This window comes from Gillisia limnaea DSM 15749 (assembly GCF_000243235.1).
In the GTDB taxonomy this organism is placed as follows: domain Bacteria; phylum Bacteroidota; class Bacteroidia; order Flavobacteriales; family Flavobacteriaceae; genus Gillisia; species Gillisia limnaea.
The window spans coordinates 18,884-43,033 of the sequence record NZ_JH594605.1; the positions used below are offsets into that span (position 1 = coordinate 18,884).

The window sequence follows — 24,150 nt, forward strand, 5'->3', positions numbered from 1 at the left end:
TCAGAATTAAAAGATACAATTGAACATTTAGAGGAAAATTGGACAAAAATGTAACTTTCAAACTTTTCAGAACAACTAGATCATACAATTGAACTTATCTCAAAAAACCCTGAACTTTTCCAAGTTTCAAAAAAGAAAAAAGAAGTAAGAAGAGCAGTTGTCGCACGATATAATAATCTTTATTATCGGACTAAAAATGACACTGTTGAAATACTATCTCTATTTTCTAATCGACAAGATCCAGACAAAATTAAGATCTAAAAACCGCAGCACACACATCGGTTAAGCGCAAATAGCGGGAAATCAGGTGAAAAGCACTATTTTAGAGACGAAGTAAAAACCAACAAAGCCGACAAGTTTGCGTCCCTACTCCGCGCTACTTGCCAAGACCGTTGCAAAACGAACCTTACGTAATTTTTGGATAAAACACGCTGATAGTGAACAACAACTAAAATCTTGGTATCGAGAAACAGAAAAAACTCAATGGGAAAAGATAAATCCTTCAAAGAAAGATTATCCCAGTGCAAGTATATTAGAGAAATTATATTCAATATTAAAGGAAATAAAGACAGGTTGATTGTGAAGTTCAGTTTTGAATATACAATCTGTTGGAAACGATTTATAGGAACGCACGCAGAATATGATAAAATAGATGCAAATAAAATTTAAGATGAAAATTACACCGATAAGAAACGAAAAAGAATACCAAAACGTCCTTAAAAGACTTGAGGTGATTTTTGATGCAAAAAAGAGAACTGAACAAGGAGACGAACTTGAAATAGTATCCATTTTAATTGACAACTATGAAAATCTAAATTTTCCAATTGGAATGCCAGATTCGATAGAAGCGATAAAATTCAGAATGGACCAAATGGGAATGAAATTAAAGGATTTGGCCAAGATTTTTGGTTTTAAAAGTAGAGTAAGCGAGATTTTGAACAAAAAACGTAAACTGACTTTAGAAATGGTTCGAAAATTAAATACAACATTTCGCATTCCGACAGAAGTTTTGATTCAAGATTATTAATTGGAACAAAAATACTGGAGCTAAGTCGTTTAACAGCAAATACGGGGCATTTGAGTAAAAAGTGATATTTTAGACCTCAAGTAAAAAACAACTAATTCACTTTTGATTTTTTTTGTATGATCTCCGTTATTTATAACTCATCATTAGGTTTCGAATGCTACTACTTTGAAAGATCAAGTAAAAACTACCTTGTAATATTAACACATCGATATGGCCAATACACTTGATCCAATAGGCTTAAAAACAAATTATCACCTTTCATTCTGGTAGGTTTAGCAACCGTAAAATTGGTTCCACATTAGGAAGCTCACACAAGTCAACTACTTTTATTTTTATGTCCACGATTCCATCTCTTAGCTTAAGGGTTAGCAATTTGCTTCGGGCAAATAACTGCCTGGATTTTAGCAGATCCTTTTTTATTTGGTTTTTCAGAAGGCACCATGGGCTCTTTAAGGGTTTTCATTGATGCCTATTTCAAGAAAAGTACAAAATACAGCAATAAAATGACATTGCTCTCTTGGTGTGTTTTGAAAAAGTAAAAATAATATTTACCTTATCTTGGATAAAAACAACCTGGAAATATTCAAAAAAATGAAAGAAGCAATATCTTTTTACCTTGATTTAATTGCAACAAGCCTGGAAATTTTGGGGGTACTTATTATAGTTACAGGAATTCTTCTTTCTTTTGGCAAGTACCTCTTTAAAATGCAAGCTTCAAAAGAAAGATCTTTTTCCATTATCCGTAAAGATCTGGGACGTTCCATTATCCTTGGTTTGGAAGTACTAATTGGTGCTGATATCATAGGCACTATTATTTACAACATGACCATGGAAAAAATACTTTCCCTCGCTATGATTATTGTTATCCGAACTTTTTTAAGTTTTGCTCTTGAAATTGAAATTGATGGAGAATTTCCCTGGAAGCGTGGTAAAAAAAAGGATTGAGAAAAATCCATGCAGTTCCCTTTTTCATTTAGAAACCTTTAAGTTTTAATCAAGAACCTCGGGGCAATCCTGCCCGAATGATACGTGCAAGCCCCCACGATGTATAAATCGAAAAATCCTTTTAAAAATTAGAGGCATCCCGCTAAGCTATCAAGACGGTGAATCTGCCAAACGGTCAGGCGGGTTAAACCCTCAATGAGGGAGTAAAATAAATACTCTAAATTCAATACATAAATGCAACTCAAATGGGAAAAAAATATCGGGGTTTTAAATCCCGATATTTCTAAAATCACACAGTTTTAAAGATACTCCTTTTTTTATTTGGCAATGTTAACTGCTCTTGTTTCCCTTATAACAGTGACTTTAACCTGTCCCGGGTACGTCATATCGGTTTGTATTTTTTGAGAGATCTCAAAAGAAAGATTCGCCGCTTTTTCATCGGTCACTCTTTCACTTTCCACGATCACACGAAGTTCCCTTCCTGCCTGGATTGCGTAAGCTTTTTTAACGCCACCAAAACCAAATGCAATTTCCTCGAGATCTTTTAATCGTTGTATATAAGAATCAAGTATTTGTCTTCTGGCTCCGGGTCTTGCTCCACTTATTGCATCACATACCTGCACCAAAGGTGAAAGCAGGGAAGTCATTTCTATTTCATCGTGATGTGCTCCAATAGCATTGCATACTTCAGGTTTTTCACCATATTTCTCCGCCCATTGCATTCCTAAAAGGGCGTGTGGCATTTCGGTTTCCGTATCCGGAACTTTTCCAATATCGTGCAATAAACCAGCACGTTTAGCCAGCTTAGGATTCAACCCTAATTCTGAAGCCATCACTCCGCATAATTTAGCAACTTCCCTGGAGTGTTGCAATAAGTTTTGACCGTAAGAAGACCTGTATTTCATCCTTCCAACAATCTTTATCAATTCCGGGTTTAAACCGTGAATACCAAGATCGATTACGGTACGCTTTCCTATGTCAATGATCTCTTCATCGATTTGTTTTTTGGTCTTTTTAACAACCTCTTCGATTCTAGCCGGGTGAATCCTTCCATCTGTAACCAGTTTGTGCAATGAAAGCCGCGCTATTTCTCTTCTAACCGTATCAAAACAAGAAAGAATAATTGCCTCGGGAGTATCATCAACTATAATTTCAACACCGGTAGCAGCTTCAATAGCTCGTATATTCCGTCCTTCCCTTCCAATAATTCTACCCTTTACATCATCACTCTCCAGGTTAAATACCGATACGCAGTTTTCTATGGCCTCTTCTGTACCAATCCTTTGTATGGTGGTAATAATGATCTTTTTTGCTTCCTGTTGTGCCGTAAGCTTTGCTTCCTCAATAGTATCCTGAATTAGGGCCATTGCATCGGCTTTTGCTGAATCTCTTAAGGATTCTGTGAGCTGTTCTTTTGCTTCTTCTGCAGAAAGCCCTGAGATCACTTCCAGCTGCATTACTTTACTGGCCTGTAGCTTATCGATTTCACCTTGCTTTTTCTCAAGATATTCGTTGCGGCCTGTATAATCCTGAATCTTATCTTCCAGGTCTTTATTAAGATTCTTATTTTTTGCGAGTTCACTGGAAAGAATGGATTCTTTATCCCGAATACGTTTTTCTGCATCCCCAATTTTTTTATCCCTCCCCAGGATCACTTTTTCGTGTTCAGATTTTAATTCTATGAACTTTTCTTTTGCCTGAAGGATTTTATCCTTTTTAATGCTCTCTGCCTCTGTTTTAGACTCCCTTAAGATAGTCGCTGCCGATTTTTTAGCTCGCTGTACTATCCTGGAAGCATTTTTCTTCTCCAAAATTTTAGCGATTGCAAATCCTATTGCCAGTCCTAAAAGGACGGCGACAATTATAAAACCTATTGTATTTGTGTCCATATTTGTTTAAGTATTAAAATAAAAAAAGCCTGTATTAGCATTGATTTTGCATAAACTCCTTAAAATAAGTATAGGGCTAACAAGCTGATCAAGTATCCGCTCTAAGACGGCACGCTTTTACAACTAAAACTCACCCTTTTTAAAGAATACGTGTTGAGTTTATCAAAAATAAAATCACTAATACAGGCAGTAAACCTTTGTGTTATTTAAAAGAACTATGTTGTAAGATGTTTTTGAAGCAATTCATTAAGCGCCCTTAATTTATCTTCGGCAAGTTGAACATCATTATCCGTATCTAGAGATTTTTGCTCGGTTTGGGCAGCAAATTGTAAAGCGCACATCGCTAATACATCCTGCTTATCCCTTACAGCATAACTTTGTTCAAATTGTTTGATCATCGCTTCTATCTTCTTTGCAGCTTTACGAAGCCCCTCTTCCTGGTGGGACTTTATAGTTAAAGGATAAACCCTGTCTGCAATCGAAAGTTTTATTTTAAGCTGATCTGACATCTAAATATTTATTCTGATAGTTGAACAATACATTGATCAATTTCTCGTATTAAGCCGTTTATTTTCAGCTTAGTTTCCTTTTTGTAATCGTTACTGCCTAGCATCGCGTTGGCAGATTTGAGTGTTTGAACACGATCCTCTGAAGTCTTTAAATCTTCCAGAATTCTAATGTTCTCTGCTTTAACAGCTGCCAATTCATCTTCAACAGAATGCTGGGATTGCTTAAGAACCTCATATTTATGAAGCAACTTACTAATTCTATTTTCAAGATTATCAACTATTTCTGTCAAATCACTCATAAAAGCTCAACGTGCTACTTATTCCTACAAAGTTAACATACCGCTTGCAATTTCCCAATACTTTTAAATCTATTTTCAAAATCCCTTAAAACTAAGGTTAATGAACACCAAAACAGGGACTTATTTTCACCAAAAGTTTGTTTATATTTAACCCCCCAGTAATAAACCCTATTTTGAATTCACTTATGAAGCATTTTTTGATCCTGTTTTTTACCCTATTCGCCCTAATTGTTAAGGCCCAGGCTCCCGTTCCTGTAGATTATTTCACGAGTCCATTGGATGTGGGCTTAGTGCTTTCCGGAACCTTTGGAGAATTGAGATCCAATCATTTTCACAGCGGACTTGATATAAAAACCCAACAAAGGGAAGGCTTGAATGTTCTTTCATCTGCACAAGGTTATGTAAGCAGGATCAATATTCAGCATTACGGGTACGGCAAGGCGCTATACATTCAACATCCAAATGGTTATACCACTGTTTACGGACATTTAAAAAAGTTCTCCCCCGAAATTGAAGCTTATATCAAAAAACAGCAATATGCTAAAGAAAGCTATGAAATCGAACTTTTCCCTACTGCATCAGAATTAAAAGTAGAAAAAGGGGAATTGGTTGCACTTAGCGGAAATACTGGCGGAAGTGGGGGTCCTCATTTACATTTTGAAATCCGGGATGGGCAACAGCGCCCTATGAACCCTAAATTATTTGGTGTAAACGTAAAAGACAGTCAGGCTCCTACTATTAACAGCCTTTTCGTATATCCTTTGGGAGAAGATGCACACGTAAACGGATCGGCGCAACGCCAGAGAATTAGATTAACTCCTTTAAATGACGGTTCTTTTAAAACAGAAGAGCTCAATGCCTGCGGAAATATTGCCTTCGGAATTTCTGCCGTGGACAAACAGGATGGAGCTTCAAACAACAACGGGATCTATAAAATAGAAGCCAATTTAAACGGAGATACCGTTTTTGAAATGAATATGGACAGGTTTTCATTTAATGAAACCAGGCATCTAAACCAATTAATAGATTACGAATACTTCAGTTCCAATAAAACCAGGATCACCAAATTATTTGTTGAACCAAACAATCCATTAAGTGTTTATAACAAGGTTATAGACCAGGGAGTTATAAATGTTGAGGATAGTCTTACGTATTTATACAATATTAAAGTGATAGATTTTGCCGGCAACCAAAGGATTATCAGAATTCCAATTAAAGGAAAAAGGCCAGATAATGTAACCCCCAGAAATATCTCAAAAACAGATTATTTCGCTCAGGCAAATCAGGCTTTTTCAGCAGAAGAGAACGGAATAGATGTTTATATTCCAAAAGGAAGTTTATACCAGGACACGTATCTGGATATAAAATTTATGGGAGATACCATCGATTTTCATAAAGATGACACGCCAATACATACCAATATCACTGTAGGCTTTGATGTAAGCAAGTATAAGCCTGAAGAACTTGAAAAAATGTTCATCGCACAATTGGGGTATAAGAACAGGCCCTCCTACTCCAATACTTATCTAAAAGGCAACCGGATGACTACAGGGATAAGAACCTTTGGAAAATACACATTGGCATCGGATACGAAACCTCCATCTATAAGCCCTTTAAATTTTAAGTCAGGACAATGGATATCGGGAAATTCAGAATTAAAACTCCGTATTTCTGATGATCTTTCAGGAATTAAGAGTTATCGCGCTACGGTAAACGGTAAATTTATCCTCATGGAATATGAATATAAAAACAATACCCTTACCCATGATTTCAACGATGGTGTTGTAACCGAAACAGAAAATAACCTGAAGGTGGTCGTTACCGATAATGTAGGAAACAGTCAAACCTTTGAAGCCACTTTTTTCAGAAAATAAAAGCAAAAACGCCCAAAAGGACGTCTCTCAATTATAACTTTGGTTTGTGAATCAATTATAGCAAATGTTTTACTAAACGGGCTCCTTAGGGCGCGATAAAATCCTTTAGAACAGAAACCACGTAATCTATTTCCTCCTTGGTGTTGTATTTTGAAAAAGAAAATCTAAGAGATGGTTTTTTAAGATCCTCCTCGCTTAAAAAAGCACTCAGGACGTGAGAGCCTTTATCGCTTCCACTTTGGCAGGCACTGCCTTTTGAACAGGCAATCCCTTTCAGATCCAGCTGAAACAAGAGCATTAAAGCCTTTTCCTGGGTTACCGGAAGGCAAACATTTAAAAGTGTATAGGTGCTTTTAAATGGATCCCGACAATACCCGTTGAATTTAATATCGGGGATATTGAGCTCCAGTTGGTCAACAAAGTAACTTTTAAGGGAAGTGATATACTCCTTTTCCACTGCCATGTTTTCATGGGCGAGTTTTAGCGCTTCTTCCAACCCCGCAATATTATGAACACTCTCCGTGCCGGCACGATGGCCGCGCTCCTGTTCTCCCCCAAAAATAAGAGGTTTAAGGCCGCTGTTTTTTCTAACGAATGCAAATCCCACTCCTTTAGGCCCATGGAACTTATGAGCGCTAACCGCAGTGAAATCTACAGGAATTTCAGTAAGATCAATTTCATAATGACCAACAGATTGTACCATATCGCAATGAAACAGTGCATTGTAATCTTTACACATTTTTCCCACCGCTTTAACATCCAGCATATTCCCAATTTCATTGTTCACGTGCATAAGGCTGACGAGGGTTTTGCTGTCACTGGAACTCAACAGCTCCTCCAAATGATTTGTATCAACAGATCCACATTCATCAAGATGCACATATTCTACATCGATTTTAAAGCAGGCTTTTAATTGATCTACGGTATATATAACGGCGTGATGTTCAATTTTTGAAGTGATAATACGTGTCACCCCAAGGTCTCGAACCGCAGAGTTTAAAGCAAGGTTATCTGCCTCGGTTCCTCCGGAGGTGAATATTATTTCAGAAGCAGCCACATTTAAAAATCCGGCTACAGTTTTTCGGGCATTTTCTATCAAAGATTTAGATGACCTCCCATAACTATGTGAAGATGAAGGATTACCATAAAAATCTTTCATTACCAAGGTTATTTTTTCAATAACTTCATCACGCATTTGCGTCGTAGCTGCACTGTCCAGATATACTTTTTTCATAGGGCACAAAAATAAAAGAAATAAAATTATTCGAGCGATGCTCTGCTATAAAATCCTAAAGGTTTATTTTTGTTGAAAACATACTTTATGCGTACCTGCTTTGCATTTGTTCTCATACTACTTTTTCTTACCTCCTGTGATGATGGAGATATTATAGTAACAACCCTGGATTTTAATGATCCTGATTTGAAAATGTGTGGAGCTGAAAGAAGCAAAGTGTTGTATTTTATAAAAAATGAAGAGGTATTTGAAACTATTTCTTTGAAATTTAGTAACCCCAGGCTATCTCCCGAGGATGGAATAATGACAACCGATTCTACTCAAACCATTACTTTTGAATTAAATGCTAACAACCAGGTAATCTATCGCACCTACGATGAGGCGGTTCCCAACAATTATTTTTGCAACGATATTCCTCCGGGATCTCCAAGAGTACTGGAGGAGCTAATAAGTGTTGGCGGAACAGTCACTATCACAACTATTTCTCAAGCAGTTAACGCGTTGGACCATGACGGAGATGGGGTTCCATCTTTAGAAGAAGGAATGGCTACAGAGCAGGATACAGATGGAGATGGAATTCCCGATTATCTGGATATAGATGATGATGGCGACAATGTTCCTACCCGAACAGAAATCGCATATGCCGGTGGTGATCCTACAAATCCGGTTTATCCGGATACAGATGAAGATGGAACTCCAGATTATCTTGATCCTGATGATGACGGGGACGGTGTTCCAACTAAATTTGAAGTTACGGCAGAATTTCAGAATCCACGAGCGCCTCAAAATCAAAATGAAGCAGGCGAATACCGCTATTTAAATCCATTGGTTGCCGAGCGTTTTGATGGCGATTTAGATTCTCCGTTATCCAACACCATTTCCAGAAGATACCTGTCTTCCATAGTGATCACAAATTTACAACTTCAAAACCAGGGAGGAAACAATGAGGAAATTTCTTTCGCAATCTACCGTTTTGGAACATTTACTTCCGGGTCAGTTAATGTAACCTTGCCGCCGGATACGCAAGAATGATTTAATTATTCTGGAAAAAATAGACCTCTGTGGCACCAATACCATATTTCTGATAATCGGCATCATAAAATTTCAGGATATCATAACCGCCTAATAAATAATCCAGTTCGGCTTTTAAAACACCTTCCCCTACCCCGTGAATAAAAACGATCTTTTGTATCCTTTTCCGGGAAGCAAATTCAATTTGTCTTTTGGCGGTTGCCATCTGGAGGTTGAGTATATCAAAATTACTCATACCCCTATAGGAATTAACCAGTTTTTCAATATGCAAATCCACTTCCATAGGAGGTAAATTGCGATCTTTAGGTTTTACACGTAAAGATTTTGGCTTAATAGGATTTTGTTTTTCCTTGATGATATCAGACATAGAAACATCATGAGTGGCAATCATTCTGTTTTGTTCCTCACTGGTCTTTACCAATTCTGATTGATGAAAATCAAGCATAAAACCTTCAGAAGTTTCAATAGAAACCATTTCACCCTTTAATTTAACAACTTTTCCTTCCAGGATATCATCCAGGACCTCTACCCTATCATTTATTTCAAAACTCATTATTCCTGCCCGGTTTTATCATTATTATCAGGATCATTTTCATCTTTATGATCATCTTTTGTTTCAACCCAATGATTGGTAGCTCTATATAATCCAAACATAATGACCACCAATCCCAGTATTTGAAGATAACGATTTTTATATTCTCCTGAAATTGTGTAAATCAGAATTCCGCCACCAATGACAATAAGTACTGTATTAAAAATTTGACCGTATTTTTTATTCATCTGTAGGTATTAAGTTTTTTGTAGGTCTCCCGATAACCGTAGGGAGTAATTCGCATAGGATCACATGTATTAATAGCTAGTTCCTGTTACGCTCATTTCATTTGTGAATTTTAAGGGATTTTGGGTATTTTTTATTCATTTTTTTATTACCAGCTTTATTTATCAATACCCTTAAAATAATACTTAAAAATCTGATTATCAAAATATAAACACGGCATAGGTTAACCTTTACAAAAGAACTATGCTCTTCATTTTAAATAAACCATTCATTCATGAAGCAAATATACATTATCGTAAGCTTTTTATTGTGTATTCCTGTTTTTTCCCAACTGCACATAAAACCTTATGGAAATCAGGATAGCTTTGTATATGTAGAAAGCGGTTTTTTATTTGTTGAAAAACAAATAGACCTCAGTATCAATCCTTCTGAAGCAAAAAAAGCAAGCTTATACTTAAGAGACGAAGCCCAATTACTTCAGGGAAACTCCAATTCACCTAATACAGGAAATGGAATGTTATCTGTGTTTCAGGAAGGAAATGCCAGTGCGTACACATACAATTACTGGAGCACTCCGGTGCAGGATGTTTCGGGTTCTTCAGTTTTTGGAAATATCCTGTTTGAGCCATTAGATGAATTGAACAGCAAAAAGGCTCTTATAACCAGCGATTTAAACGGATATTCAAATCCATTAAAAATATCCGATAGATGGATCTACAAATTTATGGGCGGTAATTATTCCGATTGGATCTATGTAGGAAAACATTTTGATCTTTTGCCAGGAGAAGGATTCACTATGAAAGGTGTTGGTGGAACCAATACATTCGTGAATATTCTTGGTATCCCTAATAATCCTGGAAACAAACAGCGATATGATTTTAGGGGAAGAGCATATAATGGAACCATAAGTTTAGCAGTAGAAATCGATAAAAACAGGCTGGTGGGAAACCCATACCCTTCGGCGTTGGACCTTAAAAAATTTTTAGAGGAAAATCCAGCCACAACAGGAGTAGCATATTTTTGGGATTCTAGCCTGGTCGAATCCCATTATATTAAAGATTATGAAGGTGGTTATGGTGTCTATTCCCCGGCAGGTGGAAACAATGGATATGTCCCGCCTGTTTTTAGAAAATTTGATGAGTCAGGAAACCAACTTAATACCACAGGGGAAACCGGGAAGCATATAGCCAGGCGTTTCGCTCCCATTGGCCAGGGATTTTTAGTGGAAGGAAAACAAAATGGAAATCTTATTTTCAAAAATGAATACCGAGTGTTTGAAAAAGAGAATTCTTTGACATCTGAATTTAAACAAGCCAAAATTAATTCTGAAGAAATCGCAATGCTACGCTTAAATGTGGAGTTCAATGAAAAATACATACGACAGCTTTTGCTAATTCATCATCCGGAGGCAACCAGCGGAATCGATCATGCAATGGATGCTAAAAATATGTCAGTATTGGAGTCGGACGTAGGTTTTCTAATTGAAGATTTGAGCTATTTGATCGATGTTCGACCTTTTGAAAAATTTGAAGAAATCCCTTTATTTCTGAAAATTGCTATCCCATCAGAAGTGGTTTTTCATAAAACTACAGCAATTTCCCTTAACCCCATTTACTTATTGGACCTTGAAACTAAAACCTATCATGATCTTTCAGAAAATAAATTTAACATCTTGTTAGATCCCGGCAACTATAATCAACGTTTCAGGATCACCTTTAACAAAGGGATCGATGAAAATACGCCGGATGTTGCTGCTCCTGCCATTAATGAATTCAGAATATTTCAGAATAACCTTCTCAATCGCCTTGAATTACTTTTTATGGAAGAAAACAGTACCAATACGGTTTTTTTATATGATAGCTTAGGCAAAAAAATGTTTGAGATCAAGACTCTCGGAAACCAAACTTCTTACCAATTCCCCACTCAAAATTTGAGCAACGGAGTTTACCTGGTAAAAATAATAGCTCAGCATGGGCGTGTAATTTCAAAAAAAGTGATAATTTCAAATTAATTAACACTTTTGTATTTATGGAAGAATTCCTGCTTCCTTGTTTAAATAAACAATTTTTCGGCCTTGAGTGCTACGGATGTGGCGGTCAGCGGGCAATGGTTTTGCTGTTTGAAGGCAACTTTATTGATGCGTTTAAAATGTTCCCTGCAATCTATCCACTTGCCATTCTACTTTTTTTTGTGCTGATTAACATATTTATTAAATTTAAATTCGATTTTAGCATAAAAATTGGCCTTATCATTTTAACAGCCGGTACAATTCTGTTTAACTATCTAATCAAAATGTTCTATTTTTTCAACTAAACACTAACCATTAAATTTATTTACAACTTATGGAAATTGAAAGACAACAATTACCCAACTCAACCCTAATTCTGGTTTTCGGGATTTTATCTATAATAGGATGCTGCTGCTATGGCTTGATAGGGTTAATATTTGGTGTTATCGCATTGGTATTGGCTAAAAAAGCAACCGATACTTATGCGGCAAATCCAGAAATGTACATTGGATATCAAAATGTAAAAAGCGGAAAGATATTGGCAATTATAGGTGTATCCTTAAGTGTAATCTACATAGTGATCCTCATAGTAGGACTTATAATGTATGGCGGAATTGAAGGGATTCAAGAAATGCAACGAGAGATGATGGAGCAATACGGAGGCTAAAAAACCTAAAATTTAATATACAAAATGGTCGTTGAAAACAGCAACGACCATTTTTTTATGACAGGATTTTTATTTTAAAATTTCCATTAAACCATCCAGGGAAACCTTCTCTTGCTCCCCGGTTTTCATATTTTTAAATCCGTATAACTGAAGCTCGATTTCTTCAGGGCCTGCCAAAACCACAAAAGGAATCTCCCGTTTATTGGCATAAACCATTTGTTTTTTCATTTTTGCAGCATCGGGATAAAGTTCTGCAGCTATCCCTGCTTCCCGTAATTTCCTAATAGCTTTTAAGCCATATAAAGCTTCTTTCTCTCCAAAATTGATAAACAGGACTTTGGTATTTAAAGTTACGGTTTTTGGAAAAAGGTTTAATTCCTCCAGTACCAGAAAGATCCTGTCTAAACCAAAAGAAATGCCTACCCCGCTAATATCCTTCAATCCAAAAATTCCGGTAAGATCGTCATACCGGCCCCCACCACCAATGGAACCCAATTTTACTTCCGGCGGAGCGGCCACTTCAAAAATTGCCCCGGTGTAATAATTTAATCCGCGTGCCAGCGTAATATCAAGATCTAATTCAGCGGTTTTTAGAGGCATTTCAGAAATTGCACTTTGAATAAACTGGAATTCTTTAATTCCTTTTCTACCTATTTCTGAAGTATCTAAGATTGTTTTCAGAATACTTATTTTTTCAGAAAAAGTCCCTTTAAGACCAAAAATTGGCTGAATCTTTTTCAAAGCTTCTTCAGAAATACCTTTTTCAAGCATTTCCTTTTTTACACCTTCCTCACCGATTTTATCAAGTTTGTCCAGCGCTACGGTAAAATCAATTAATTTTTCCTGCTCCCCGATAACTTCTGTAAAACCGGATAAGATCTTCCTGTTATTTATTTTTATTTGTACACCCTTAAGTCCAAGACTTGTGAATACTGCATCGTATAATTGTATAAATTCTACTTCCTGCCAAAGACTATCACTTCCAACCACATCTGCATCACACTGAAAAAATTCACGGAATCTCCCCTTTTGAGGACGATCTGCTCTCCAAACCGGCTGAATTTGATACCGCTTAAACGGAAATTCCAATTCATTTTGGTGTTGCACCACAAAACGTGCAAAAGGAACCGTAAGGTCATATCTAAGCGCCTTTTCGCTTATGGAAGGTGTTAATTTTAAACTGTCTTTTTCCTGAAAAGCTTTTGTATTGGCTTTGGCCAGGAAATCTCCGGAATTCAGGATCTTAAAAATAAGTCTATCTCCCTCTTCCCCGTATTTGCCCATCAAGGTTTCGAAATTTTCAAAACTGGGTGTTTCAATAGGTTGAAACCCAAACTTTTCAAATTGATCTTTTATTACACTTATTATGTACGTGCGTTTAGCAACTTCCAACGGGGTGAAATCTCTTGTTCCTTTGGGGATTGAAGGTTTTTGTGCCATATTATATCTATTATTATGCTAAAATTTTAGTGAGAATTAACCCTGATAACATGTCCTGGCGTGTTGGCATATTAATTCAGGTGGAATTCTTCGGGGTGCAAATATGCTAATTTTTGATAAGGTTCAAACAAATTTCGGTTTTTAAGTAACATTTACTTCCTTTATGAGTCTAATCTATATGCCAGAAATTAAAAATTATGTTCCCACTATTTAAGGAAAATATAAGAATAGCTTTCGATTCTATTAAAAGTCAGCTTCTTAGGACCATACTCACAGTGATGATCATCGCCATAGGGATAACAGCTCTGGTTGGTATTTTAAGTGCGGTTAGCGCGTTGGAAAACACGATAAGCAGTGACTTTGCTTCTATGGGAGCAAACACCTTTAATTTACAGCGCTATGAATTTACAACCCAAACCCGCGGTGGGGGGCAACGTGAAAAAGTAAACCCTATCATTACCTATAGGGAAGTTAAAAATTTTAAGGAAAATTTTAGCTATCCGCTTACTCAAGCCTCCATTTCCTTTACGGGAACTTCGAATGCTGAAGTGAAATATGAAAATGAAAAAACAGATCCTGAAGTAAGTATTGTTGGTGTGAATGAAAATTATCTTTCCAATTCCGGGTTATCCCTTGAAGAGGGTAGGGAATTAAATTATTTCGATATTCAAAATAATAATAATGTAGCTATTTTGGGTGCCGATTTCGCTGAAGGTTTATTCAAGAACACTTCGCCTGTAGATAAAACCATCAGTGTTCGCGGGGTTAAATTTCAGGTCATAGGAATTTTGGAATCCAAAGGTTCTACCTTCGGAAACAATCAGGATCTCCGGGTATTAATTCCTATTGAAAGAGCACGATCCATGTTTACCCAGCCAAATATCAACTATAATATTAGTGTAAAAGTTGGCGACAAAGAAATGATGGAGGGCGCTCAAAGTGAAGCCATTATTACCTTCAGAAATATTAGAGGACTTAACCCTGTGGAGGAGAATAATTTTGGAATGGAACGCAGTGATGACCTTTTAAACAGGATCTTTTCTATAACGAGCTATTTAAACATTGCGGCCTGGATTATTTCCATAATAACAATTTTTGGATCCTCCATTGCACTTATGAATATTATGTTGGTTTCGGTTACTGAAAGGACCCGGGAAATAGGAATTCGAAAAGCTTTAGGTGCAAAAAAGGGAACTATTGCTACACAATTTTTTATGGAAACCCTCATAATAGGACAAATTGGAGGAATTCTTGGTATATTACTGGGTATACTAATAGGTTATGGAGTCTCCAGCGCTGCCGATTTCAATTTTGTAACTCCATGGAAAGCCATTTTATGGGCAACCGGGATTACTATTTTAGTTGCGATTTTAGCCGGTAGTTACCCTGCCAACAAAGCGGCCAAACAGGACCCTATTGATTCCCTGCACTACGAATAATCATCGGGAATTTACAACCTTATCAAAATATTGGAACAAATCCCCTTTTGTGATCACAGCGCCCTGTTGAATCAATGCAAAGATGTCTTTGTTTCTGTCCTCGCTTAAAACCTTGGAAGAAGTATATAGGTTTACCGCATCGTCCATCAAATTCTTCTGGAGCCATTGATACCCTTCCCGCCTGGTTATATCGATCGCTTCATTCTCAATTTTAATTCCTATTAGGTTAATTTCTACCTGGGTTATCTCGAATAAAAACATTTGTTGGGTAGAGAAATGCTCCAAATAGGTGACTTTATCCAGCACCCCTTCCCATATCAAATCACTGAAAACATCCATTTCATCTTCGGCTAGTTTAGGCTTATCCCTCTTTATCTCCTCCCATTCCTTAGCCGTGATGGATTGAGATGCTAAAAAGTTGATAAATTCCTGGTGCAATTCTTCAAACTGCTCTTTTGTAAGTCGGCTATACTTCATTTGTCAAAATTATTATTAGAGTGAAACTTCCTGATTTTATATTTTAACGCCATCTCAGGAATAATAAGCTTTTGGTTCAGGTACTGTTTTAGCTAAAAAATTCAAGAACCTCGGGGCAATTCTACGAGGTATGTCCCGAGCTATCAGGACGGGGAACCTGCCCCACGGTCAGGCTGCTTAAACCCTCAACGAGGGATTAAATAGAAAAGCCTACTCAATTTGAGCAGGCTTTTTTTACTAAAATAGTATTTACTAGGAAGCTTCAGCAACAACATCAAAATTCAATGTTGAAACTACTTCACGATGAAAACGCAAAGTTGCCTCATATTGTCCTAATCGCTTGATAATACCACCTGCGATAGTGATAAACTTTTTATCTAGCTCGATTCCTTCTTTTGCAAGGGCATCAGAAAGATCTGCATCAGAGATAGAACCAAACATTTTATCTCCAGCACCTGCCTTGGCAGTAAGCTTAAGTTCAAGACCATTTAATTTGGCTGATTGTTTCTTAGCTTCATCTATATTCTTTTGCTCTTTGTAAGCGCGTTGCTTCAGGTTTTCTGCTAACACTTTTCTTGCTGAAGGTGTTGCCAACTGAGCTATTCCCTGAGGAATTAAAAAATTTCTACCGTAACCGTGCTTTACAGTTACAACATCATCTTTAAAACCTAATTTTTCTACGTCTTGTTTAAGTATCAATTCCATAATTGCCTCTTTCTTATTTTAATAAATCGCCAACATACGGCATTAATGCTAAATGACGTGCACGTTTAACCGCTACAGCCGTTTTACGCTGATATTTCAAAGAAGTACCAGTTAAACGACGAGGTAATAATTTACCCTGCTCGTTTACAAAACTCATCAACCAGTCTGCATCTTTATAATCGATATATTTAATACCTGATCTTTTAAACCTGCAATACTTTTTAGCTTTGTTGGTTTCTATATTAAGAGGAGTTAGATACCTGATCTCTCCGTCTTTTTTTCCTTTTGCTTGTTGTTCAATTGATGACATAACTACGCTTTTTCTTTGTTTCTGTTTCTTCTCTTTTCTGCCCAGGCAATAGCATGTTTATCTAACCTTACAGTAAGATAACGCATCATACGCTCTTCTCTTCTAAATTCTACTTCCAATGGATTAATAACCTCACCAGGAGCTTGGAATTCAAATAAGTGATAAAAGCCACTTTTTTTGTGTTGAATTGGATAGGCTAACTTTTTAAGCCCCCAATTTTCTTTGGCCACCATCTCAGCACCTCTAGAAACAAGAAAATCTTCGTATTTCTTTACTGTTTCCTTTATCTGGTCTTCAGATAAAACGGGATTCAAGATGAAAACAGTTTCATAATGATTCATAAAATATGATTTAAATTAAATTGGATGCAAAAGTAACATGTTTTTTTGTATTGACAAAGCCTTTAGCTAACGCCAAAGTACATTTTTAGCCGATGAAAACAAGTTTTATCTTGTATTAATAAAATTTTATGATTAATATTGTTAAGACTTAACCTATTAACTGTGGAAGAAATTTTACTTAACTGTGCTGTTGTTGACGATTCGAGCCTGCAGCGCTTATCGATTGTCAAATTGATAAAGGATCACCCCAACCTAAAATTAGTCGCCGAGTACACCAATGCCATTGAAACCAAAAACGGTTTACTGGACACGGAAGTAGATCTTATCTTTCTTGACATCGAAATGCCTATTTTATCCGGTTTTGATCTGTTGGATGATCTCCCCAACAAACCTCAAATAATCTTTGTTACCGGAAAAACCAAATATGCCTTTAAAGCCTTTGATTATGATGCGATAGACTATATCCACAAACCTGTTAATAGAGAACGGTTTAACAATGCCGTTGCAAAAGCGCTCAATCTTTATCAATTAAAGACCAATGGGGTTCCATTAGAGGATGAGAATTTTATTTTTGTGAAGAGCAATTTAAAAAACCGAAAAGTTTTTTTGAACAAACTTAAGTATATAGAAGCTCTTGGGGATTATGTGAAATTCGTAACAGAAAAGGACACCTTTGTTGTACTTTCTACGATGAAATCCTTTGAGAAACAATTACCCAATGACAAGTTTTTACGTATCCACAAATCCTACATTGTCAATTTAGAAAAAGTAGAACGCTATAACAGCAAAAATATCGAGATCGATAAGCAAAAAATTCCGTTAAGCCGACATAAAAAAATCGATCTTATCGAGGCTTTATCTGCAATGCAATAAGACTACCCTCCTACTCCTTCAGAAATATCCCTACATTTTACTGATAGTTCCAACCATAAAATCCTTGTTTAATAAGGATCCACATTTATTATTACCCGTACACTCCTCCAGGCTCCTATGGACCTAAAACTGGTTAGTATTTTACTTATATACCCTTTTGTTTTCCCAAGAGATTGCTGCGGTGGGATCTTGATAAGTATATTTTTATAATACTCATTCCGTATACGGGCTACCGGAGGGAATTCAGGCCCTAAAACATTTTCACTGAAAACATTTCCCAAAGCACGAGCTACCCAATCGGCGGCATCATTTGTTTTGGAATAATCTCTGGATTTTAAAGTTAATTTAATCAGTTTATAATATGGAGGATATTTGTAATTATGGCGTTCATCCAGCTGCTCTTTGTACATTCCTTCATAATCATTTACAGAAACCTGCTGTATTATTTTATGATGCGGATTGTAGGTTTGTATTAACACTTTCCCCCTTTTCTGGGTACGGCCGGCTCTTCCCGCCACCTGAAGCATTAATTGAAAACTACGTTCATGTGCCCTGAAATCTGGAAAATTAAGAAGATTATCGGCATTTAAAATCCCCACCAATCTTACATTTCGAAAATCCAGCCCCTTGGTAAGCATTTGTGTACCTACCAGAATGTCGATAGTTTCCTGTTCAAAGGCGGTGATTATTTTTTGGTGCCCGTGCTTGCCCCGGGTTGTATCCAGGTCCATTCTACCTATTTTTGCCTCTGGCAGCAGCGCCTTCAATTCTGTTTCAATTTGTTCTGTCCCAAATCCTTTTGTGGTAAGATCCGGACTGTCACAGGCCATACATTTTTTTTGCATCGCAATATGATATCCGCAATAGTGACAACGTAACTGTTTACTGTTGTTATGAAAAGTTAAACTCACATCACAATTAGGACATTGTGGGGAATGACCACAGGTAGTGCATTCCAGAATTGGAGAATACCCCCTTCTGTTCTGAAAAAGAATTACTTGCTCTCCTTCCTTCAGTGTTGCTTTTATTTCCTCCAGTAATCTATCTGAAAAATGCCCGGTCATTTGCTTTTTACGGTATTTCTCCTTGATATCCACAATCTCAATTTCAGGCATCAGGACATCTCCAAATCTCCTGTTAAGCGATACCCTACTATATTTATTATGAGTTGAGTTATAGTAGGATTCCAGCGAAGGCGTTGCCGAGCCTAATAAAACTTTAGCCTTGTGAAAATTTGCCAGAACCACCGCCGCATCTCTCGCATTATAGCGAGGGGCCGGATCATACTGCTTGAAAGAAGACTCATGCTCCTCATCTACAACGATCAATCCTAATTTCTGAAAAGGAAGAAACACCGAAGATCGCGCTCCCAATATTACTTTAGCCTTTTCACTTGACCGAAGTACGTGATTATAGATCTCCATTCGTTCATTTACAGAATATTTGCTGTGATATACCAACACCTGTTCTCCAAAATATGCCTGAAGCCTTTGAACCAACTGAGAAGTAAGTGCTATCTCGGGCAGTAAATATAAAACCTGCCCCCCATTGGAAAGAACGGTTTCTATCAATTTTATATAAATCTCCGTTTTCCCGGAAGAAGTTACTCCATGAAGCAAACAAACTTCCCCACGGTCAAGGTTTATATTGATCTCTTTAAATGCTGCTTCCTGCCATTCATTTAGGGTTAAAAACTGATTTGATTCCTCAATATCAAATTTCACCCTGTCCGTTTTTAAAAAATATTCTGAAAGAATCCCTTTTTCTATAAGGGCTTTAATTGTGGCAGAAGAAGCTCCGCTTGCTTTGGAAAGCACTTTTAACTGTAATGGCTTTTTGCTTTGCGACTGAAGCTGGAACCAGGTTAAGATAACGTCCCTTTGCTTGGGTGCATTGCTAAGATCATCTAAAAGTAGATGCATTTCAACTTCTGAATCAAACTTTTGATTCAATTTCACATAGCGAATTAATTTAGGCTTGTATTGTTCAAATAGTTCCTGATTGACCACCACCAGGTTTTTTGATACCAACTTATTTATTACCGGTAACACGGTTTTCTTATCCAGCAGTTGCATGATTTCCTGGATCTTTAAGGAGGATTGTTTTAGAAGCGCTTCATAAATAAGGTATTCTTCATCGGTTAAGTCAGCTTCATCAATTTCCTGATCCGGTGATAACTGAACCAGGGTCTCACTTTCCAACAAAAAGCCACTGGGAAGTGCAGCTTTTAAAACTTCTCCTTCAGCACACATATAATACCCGGCCAACCAGTTCCAAAATTTAAGCTGATGTGCGGTTACAATGGGAAATTCATCCAGAATTTGCTCTATAGGCTTTGCTTCATACCTTTCGGGTGCATTTTCATGAACACCTGCAACAATCCCCGTATAAATCTTTGATTTCCCAAAAGGAACGGCAACCCGCATTCCTGCTTTCAAAAAATTTGCCTCTTCCGGACTCACTTCATAGGTAAACTGTTTTTCTAAAGGAAGAGGAAGGATAACGTTAATATAAAAACTCATCAAAAGGGGTTCTTGTTAAAACAAATTTAAGCTTCTTTTTGTACCAAATAAATAAACCTCCCTAAAAAATGGTTTAAAAGTGATGTCATCTTCACTTTTAAAAAATAAAAAAGAATTGCAGATTATTTTGACTTGAAACCTAAACTATTAAATACAAGTATAAAAAATGCTCCCAATTAGAATGTATTTGCAAAATGCTGTAATTAGAATTTATTATCTTTAAATTTGAAATCATTATTAATTTCAATCTAAACCTATGCAAATGAAAGTCCTTGGCCTAATAACACTTTTCGCCGGAAATGTGGTTTTTTCTCAACCTCAGCAGGATCCTGAACTGCTATCCAAAGCAAAATCAATTCATGAAAAAGTAATAACCATAGATACCCACGCCGATATCAATGTGAACAATTTCACCGATTCGCAAAATTACACCATGGATTTGAATACCCAGGTGAATTTACCTAAAATGAAAGCCGGCGGACTTGATGTTGCCTGGTTTATAGTTTATACCGGTCAGGATGAACTTACTCCTGAAGGTTATAAGATAGCCTACGAAAATGCCATTTCAAAATTTGACGCCATAAATAAACTTGTAAATGAAATCGCTCCAAATAAAATAGAATTGGCAACAACTTCTAAGGAGGTTCGAAATGTGGTAAATAAAGGGAAACTTGTAGGGATGATAGGCGTAGAAAATGCATATCCTGTAGGGGAAGATCTAAGCAAAATCAAAGAATTCTATGATCTTGGTGCCCGTTATATGTCCCTTTCCCATAATGGCCATAGTCAATTAAGCGACTCCAATACAGGAGAAACGGACGATGTATGGCTGCACAATGGCTTAAGTGATCTAGGGAAAGAAGCGGTAAAAGAGATGAATCGTGTGGGGATGATGATAGATGTATCCCATCCTTCCAAAGAGGCTATAAAGCAAATGTTTGAACTTTCAAAAGCTCCGTTAATCGCTTCACATTCCTCTGCACGTGCGTTATGCAACCACAGCAGGAATCTGGATGATGAACTCTTACTTTTATTTAAGGAACATGGCGGAGTGGTACAAACGGTTGCTTTCAGTGCCTATGTAAATACAGAAAAACATAATGCTTTCAATGATGCCCAAAGAGAATTATATAAAGCTGAAGGAGCAAATATGGGAATTGCTATTCTGGAGAGAGACAGCGTTCGTACTTTGAACAATGACGAACGTACGGCGTATTATGAGGATCTAAGAAAAGTGAGTCTAGCGGCTGCACCCAAAGTTGAGGAATTAAAAAAGAAGATCTCACCTGTAAATGTTGAAGATTTTGTTGATCATATCGATTATATGGTAGCTCTTATAGGAATTGAGCACGTTGGAATAAGCTCCGATTTTGATGGTGGTGGCGGAATTGAAGGCTGGAATGATGCTTCTGAAACCATGAATGTTACCGTAGAATTGGTTAAAAGAGGCTATTCTGAAGAAGACATAGAAAAACTTTGGGGCGGAAATCTTCTAAGAGTTATGGATGAAGTTGAAGCCGTTGCAAAGAACTTTCAGAAATCTTAACCGTTACTATTTATTACAATGAAAACAGGTCCTGCAGGCCTGTTTTCTATTTCCTCCTGTTTCTATCCCACCATACATACCCAATAAATAGTATCAAACTTAGTATAGACCCCCAAAGTAATCCCGTTTTAAGGCCATCGGTACTCTCTCCTAATACAGCTATAAAAAGGATGAGGGGAGATATTCCAGCCATGGTAGCCCCAATAAATCGCCAATAATTCATTTTCAAAACCCCGGCAACAAAACTAATGGCATCATTGGATAATATTGGATTGAATCTCGTAATAATTACTGCCCAAAAACCATAGTCATCAAGAAAATCTCCAATCCTTTTCTCAGTTTTATTTCCGATAAGTTTCTGGACGATCACTGGTCCAAAATACCGCCCAATAGAATACCCCACTGAAGATGCCAAGAAAATAGCCAAAAGAATGATCAAGCTTCCCCAAATTGGTCCATAGGCGAGAATTGATACTACCATTAAAGCTAAAGATGGTAGTACCAATAAAAACATTTGAAGGATCATCGCTAAAATGATTACCAAAGGTCCCAGCCACCCGAACTCATCTACCCAGGGTTTTATTCGCTTTTCATCATTACTGGTTAAGACGTTCCACGCTTCATTTAAAAAACGCTGAAATTCGGGAATGAAAAAGTAAGCCAGAATTAATCCTGCTATTATTATTATAGAAATAGTCAATGGGGCTTTACTTTGTTTTACCGAACTTGATCTATTACTTTTATTCATCTTAACTTGCTAATTCAGGGAAATATGAAGAATATTTCCACTGTTTCCATTACCCTCATTGGAAATGAATAACTCTCCGGTAGGACCAAATGTAAGACCCTCCGCCTGCCTGAATTGTTTCTTTTTGAAAACATGTAATTTTTCAGGAATCCCGGTTGAATCCAGAATTAGAAGCTTTGGATTTATACCTTCCAGGATATAAATTTTACCATTATCGGGATTGATGGAGATCTCTGAGGGCTGAAGCATTTTATTAGATGGTTTCATATCCAGTATGTCAAAAACAGGATCGTTAAAATAAATTTTGTAAACAGGTTGATCCTTCATTTTTTTGGTGTCCAGATCAAAGGCATAAATGGACTTAAAATCATCCTCTGTTTTACTCTTAAATCCTAATAGTAAACGGTTCTTCTTTTGGTCATATCCTAAGCCTTCGAAGTCATAATTTGATGGAAAATCAAAAGAATACTCATTGGTTTTCAAGAGATTATTTTCAAAATTCTTTACTTCAAACAAGGTTCCGTCACTTCTTAGAACATACGCTGTGGTGCCAACCAAGGCAATCCCTTCGTAATCCCCGTGACCGGCAAATTCTATTTTTCGCTCAACGGATGCACTTTCAAGGTTATAAATAAAAATAAATCCATCTTCGTCCTGGACACAGGCAATTTTACCATTCTCCATATATGAGATCCCGGAAACTTCTACCAAAATATCGGGTAGATCCCATTGGTTAATAATTTCAACTGACTGAGCACCCTGGGATGACTTCTCTGGGAAAAATCTTTCAGAACTAAAATAAATAAATCCTACAAGGATTAAAACTCCAAATGCTATTAATAAAGCTACCTTATGCACAATCCAATGAATTTTTTTCAAATATCATATCTATATCCAAGAATCACTTCAATTTTCAGGTTTAATATTTTAAGATTAATAAATAATTAACAAATCTAAAAAATCTGTTTTATTATTTTCTAATCAGTATTGTCCGGTAAAAGAGTAAAGATCGCTTCGCTGCAAGAATAAAGAAAAAAGACTAAATACAACCTACTGAATATCAATGTTCTTTAAGTAAGGTTTTTAAATAATGAAACTAAATGTTCATTTTTTCTAAAGCAAGGTTTGAAAAAGGAAAAACATCCAAATTGCCCTTCATCATTCATATTCCATCAAGTCAGAAAAACTTTATCGGACAACAGTGTTTTCTAATCAGTAAATTTCAGAATTCACAGGTTTATTACGAATTACAAACCTCCTCCTATTCCATCCAATTGATTCTCAATAAGCTAACCCGCAATAGTTAATGATTTGTTAAATACTACTATTTTATACATAGTACTGTAACAAAAGTATCTTTTCGAAGTCTATTAAGTATAACTTAAAAACAATAAATCATGGCAACTTTAGAAAGCACAATCGGAAAGGAAGGAAAATCAACTATCAGAAGAAATTTCCTAAACACGAATCAAAGTAAAAGAGGCACC

At 36.7% G+C, this 24,150-nt stretch carries 25 protein-coding genes and 1 other RNA gene; 11 read left to right on the plus strand and 15 right to left on the minus strand.

Annotated features, from left to right (window positions below; translation table 11 throughout):
• The first annotated feature begins 483 nt into the window (after positions 1 to 483).
• From GILLI_RS19170 to GILLI_RS00130, 3 genes are all read left to right on the plus strand, one after another.
• On the plus strand, positions 484 to 669 hold the full coding sequence (locus GILLI_RS19170; protein WP_245545582.1) for a type II toxin-antitoxin system HigB family toxin: 186 nt from the start codon (positions 484 to 486) through the stop codon (positions 667 to 669).
• 1 nt (position 670) lies between these two features.
• Positions 671 to 1,027 (plus strand): helix-turn-helix domain-containing protein, encoded by a 357-nt coding sequence (locus GILLI_RS00125; protein ID WP_006987075.1) that lies wholly within the window; start codon positions 671 to 673, stop codon positions 1,025 to 1,027.
• Positions 1,028 to 1,618: 591 nt separating this feature from the next.
• The gene (locus tag GILLI_RS00130; RefSeq protein WP_040506309.1) at positions 1,619 to 1,972 is read left to right on the plus strand and encodes a DUF1622 domain-containing protein; all 354 of its coding nucleotides are present in this window, start codon (positions 1,619 to 1,621) and stop codon (positions 1,970 to 1,972) included.
• Positions 1,973 to 2,289: 317 nt separating this feature from the next.
• Here the strand turns inward: GILLI_RS00130 and rny are convergent, their stop codons facing one another.
• The 4 genes from rny to GILLI_RS00145 form a co-directional block, all read right to left on the minus strand.
• Complete coding sequence (rny, locus tag GILLI_RS00135; protein WP_006987077.1) at positions 2,290 to 3,861, minus strand: ribonuclease Y; 1,572 nt, start codon at positions 3,859 to 3,861, stop codon at positions 2,290 to 2,292.
• A gap of 52 nt (positions 3,862 to 3,913) precedes the next feature.
• Positions 3,914 to 4,020, minus strand: a non-coding RNA gene (gene ssrS, locus GILLI_RS17830) — 6S RNA.
• Between the two features lie 56 nt (positions 4,021 to 4,076).
• On the minus strand, positions 4,077 to 4,370 hold the full coding sequence (locus tag GILLI_RS00140) for a cell division protein ZapA (RefSeq protein ID WP_006987078.1): 294 nt from the start codon (positions 4,368 to 4,370) through the stop codon (positions 4,077 to 4,079).
• A gap of 8 nt (positions 4,371 to 4,378) precedes the next feature.
• Positions 4,379 to 4,669 (minus strand): hypothetical protein, encoded by a 291-nt coding sequence (locus tag GILLI_RS00145; protein WP_006987079.1) that lies wholly within the window; start codon positions 4,667 to 4,669, stop codon positions 4,379 to 4,381.
• A gap of 185 nt (positions 4,670 to 4,854) precedes the next feature.
• Between GILLI_RS00145 and GILLI_RS00150 the strand changes: the two genes are divergently transcribed.
• Positions 4,855 to 6,543 (plus strand): M23 family metallopeptidase, encoded by a 1,689-nt coding sequence (locus GILLI_RS00150; protein ID WP_040506249.1) that lies wholly within the window; start codon positions 4,855 to 4,857, stop codon positions 6,541 to 6,543.
• Between the two features lie 85 nt (positions 6,544 to 6,628).
• Here GILLI_RS00150 and GILLI_RS00155 read toward each other — a convergent pair whose 3' ends face one another.
• A complete protein-coding gene (locus GILLI_RS00155; protein ID WP_006987081.1) occupies positions 6,629 to 7,777 on the minus strand; it encodes a cysteine desulfurase family protein in 1,149 nt (382 codons plus the stop codon).
• Positions 7,778 to 7,864: 87 nt separating this feature from the next.
• On the opposite strand from GILLI_RS00155, the gene GILLI_RS00160 reads away from it, so the two are divergent.
• Complete coding sequence (locus tag GILLI_RS00160) at positions 7,865 to 8,809, plus strand: hypothetical protein (protein ID WP_006987082.1); 945 nt, start codon at positions 7,865 to 7,867, stop codon at positions 8,807 to 8,809.
• Position 8,810: 1 nt separating this feature from the next.
• Here the strand turns inward: GILLI_RS00160 and GILLI_RS00165 are convergent, their stop codons facing one another.
• Both GILLI_RS00165 and GILLI_RS00170 read right to left on the minus strand, forming a co-directional pair.
• Positions 8,811 to 9,362 carry a Smr/MutS family protein gene (locus tag GILLI_RS00165; RefSeq protein WP_006987083.1) on the minus strand — a complete coding sequence of 184 codons (552 nt, stop codon included), beginning with the start codon at positions 9,360 to 9,362 and terminating at the stop codon, positions 8,811 to 8,813.
• On the minus strand, positions 9,362 to 9,589 hold the full coding sequence (locus GILLI_RS00170; RefSeq protein WP_006987084.1) for a hypothetical protein: 228 nt from the start codon (positions 9,587 to 9,589) through the stop codon (positions 9,362 to 9,364). The genes GILLI_RS00165 and GILLI_RS00170 overlap by 1 nt, the downstream gene beginning before the upstream one ends.
• A 272-nt stretch (positions 9,590 to 9,861) precedes the next feature.
• Here GILLI_RS00170 and GILLI_RS00175 point away from each other — a divergent pair, with 272 nt between their 5' ends.
• From GILLI_RS00175 to GILLI_RS00185, 3 genes are read left to right on the plus strand one after another with little or no spacing between them, the layout of a single operon-like run.
• Positions 9,862 to 11,598, plus strand: coding sequence for a T9SS type A sorting domain-containing protein (locus GILLI_RS00175; RefSeq protein ID WP_006987085.1), 1,737 nt, complete (start codon positions 9,862 to 9,864; stop codon positions 11,596 to 11,598).
• A gap of 17 nt (positions 11,599 to 11,615) precedes the next feature.
• A complete protein-coding gene (locus GILLI_RS00180; RefSeq protein ID WP_006987086.1) occupies positions 11,616 to 11,900 on the plus strand; it encodes a DUF2752 domain-containing protein in 285 nt (94 codons plus the stop codon).
• Between the two features lie 29 nt (positions 11,901 to 11,929).
• The gene (locus GILLI_RS00185) at positions 11,930 to 12,262 is read left to right on the plus strand and encodes a CCC motif membrane protein (protein ID WP_006987087.1); all 333 of its coding nucleotides are present in this window, start codon (positions 11,930 to 11,932) and stop codon (positions 12,260 to 12,262) included.
• Positions 12,263 to 12,331: 69 nt separating this feature from the next.
• Here GILLI_RS00185 and hisS read toward each other — a convergent pair whose 3' ends face one another.
• Positions 12,332 to 13,702: a histidine--tRNA ligase gene (hisS, locus tag GILLI_RS00190; protein ID WP_006987088.1), complete on the minus strand. Its 1,371-nt coding sequence runs from the start codon at positions 13,700 to 13,702 to the stop codon at positions 12,332 to 12,334.
• Positions 13,703 to 13,899: 197 nt separating this feature from the next.
• On the opposite strand from hisS, the gene GILLI_RS00195 reads away from it, so the two are divergent.
• Positions 13,900 to 15,141: an ABC transporter permease gene (locus tag GILLI_RS00195; RefSeq protein ID WP_006987089.1), complete on the plus strand. Its 1,242-nt coding sequence runs from the start codon at positions 13,900 to 13,902 to the stop codon at positions 15,139 to 15,141.
• Here the strand turns inward: GILLI_RS00195 and GILLI_RS00200 are convergent, their stop codons facing one another.
• From GILLI_RS00200 to rpsF, 4 genes are all read right to left on the minus strand, one after another.
• The gene (locus GILLI_RS00200) at positions 15,142 to 15,618 is read right to left on the minus strand and encodes a DUF6495 family protein (protein ID WP_006987090.1); all 477 of its coding nucleotides are present in this window, start codon (positions 15,616 to 15,618) and stop codon (positions 15,142 to 15,144) included.
• A 252-nt stretch (positions 15,619 to 15,870) separates the two neighbouring features.
• Entirely contained in the window at positions 15,871 to 16,323 is a 453-nt protein-coding gene (rplI, locus tag GILLI_RS00205; protein ID WP_006987091.1) for a 50S ribosomal protein L9, read from the minus strand.
• Positions 16,324 to 16,336: 13 nt separating this feature from the next.
• Positions 16,337 to 16,633, minus strand: coding sequence for a 30S ribosomal protein S18 (gene rpsR, locus GILLI_RS00210; RefSeq protein WP_006987092.1), 297 nt, complete (start codon positions 16,631 to 16,633; stop codon positions 16,337 to 16,339).
• 2 nt (positions 16,634 to 16,635) lie between these two features.
• The gene (gene rpsF / locus GILLI_RS00215; RefSeq protein WP_006987093.1) at positions 16,636 to 16,974 is read right to left on the minus strand and encodes a 30S ribosomal protein S6; all 339 of its coding nucleotides are present in this window, start codon (positions 16,972 to 16,974) and stop codon (positions 16,636 to 16,638) included.
• Positions 16,975 to 17,136: 162 nt separating this feature from the next.
• Between rpsF and GILLI_RS00220 the strand changes: the two genes are divergently transcribed.
• A complete protein-coding gene (locus GILLI_RS00220; protein WP_040506251.1) occupies positions 17,137 to 17,847 on the plus strand; it encodes a LytR/AlgR family response regulator transcription factor in 711 nt (236 codons plus the stop codon).
• Between the two features lie 68 nt (positions 17,848 to 17,915).
• Here GILLI_RS00220 and priA read toward each other — a convergent pair whose 3' ends face one another.
• Positions 17,916 to 20,369 (minus strand): replication restart helicase PriA, encoded by a 2,454-nt coding sequence (gene priA / locus GILLI_RS00225; protein ID WP_006987095.1) that lies wholly within the window; start codon positions 20,367 to 20,369, stop codon positions 17,916 to 17,918.
• A gap of 256 nt (positions 20,370 to 20,625) precedes the next feature.
• Between priA and GILLI_RS00230 the strand changes: the two genes are divergently transcribed.
• Positions 20,626 to 21,915: a dipeptidase gene (locus GILLI_RS00230; RefSeq protein WP_040506253.1), complete on the plus strand. Its 1,290-nt coding sequence runs from the start codon at positions 20,626 to 20,628 to the stop codon at positions 21,913 to 21,915.
• 46 nt (positions 21,916 to 21,961) lie between these two features.
• Here GILLI_RS00230 and GILLI_RS00235 read toward each other — a convergent pair whose 3' ends face one another.
• Positions 21,962 to 22,615, minus strand: a complete 654-nt coding sequence (locus tag GILLI_RS00235) for a TVP38/TMEM64 family protein (RefSeq protein ID WP_006987097.1) — start codon at positions 22,613 to 22,615, stop codon at positions 21,962 to 21,964.
• A 57-nt stretch (positions 22,616 to 22,672) separates the two neighbouring features.
• On the minus strand, positions 22,673 to 23,542 hold the full coding sequence (locus GILLI_RS00240) for an SdiA-regulated domain-containing protein (protein WP_156798601.1): 870 nt from the start codon (positions 23,540 to 23,542) through the stop codon (positions 22,673 to 22,675).
• Between the last annotated feature and the right edge of the window lie 608 nt (positions 23,543 to 24,150).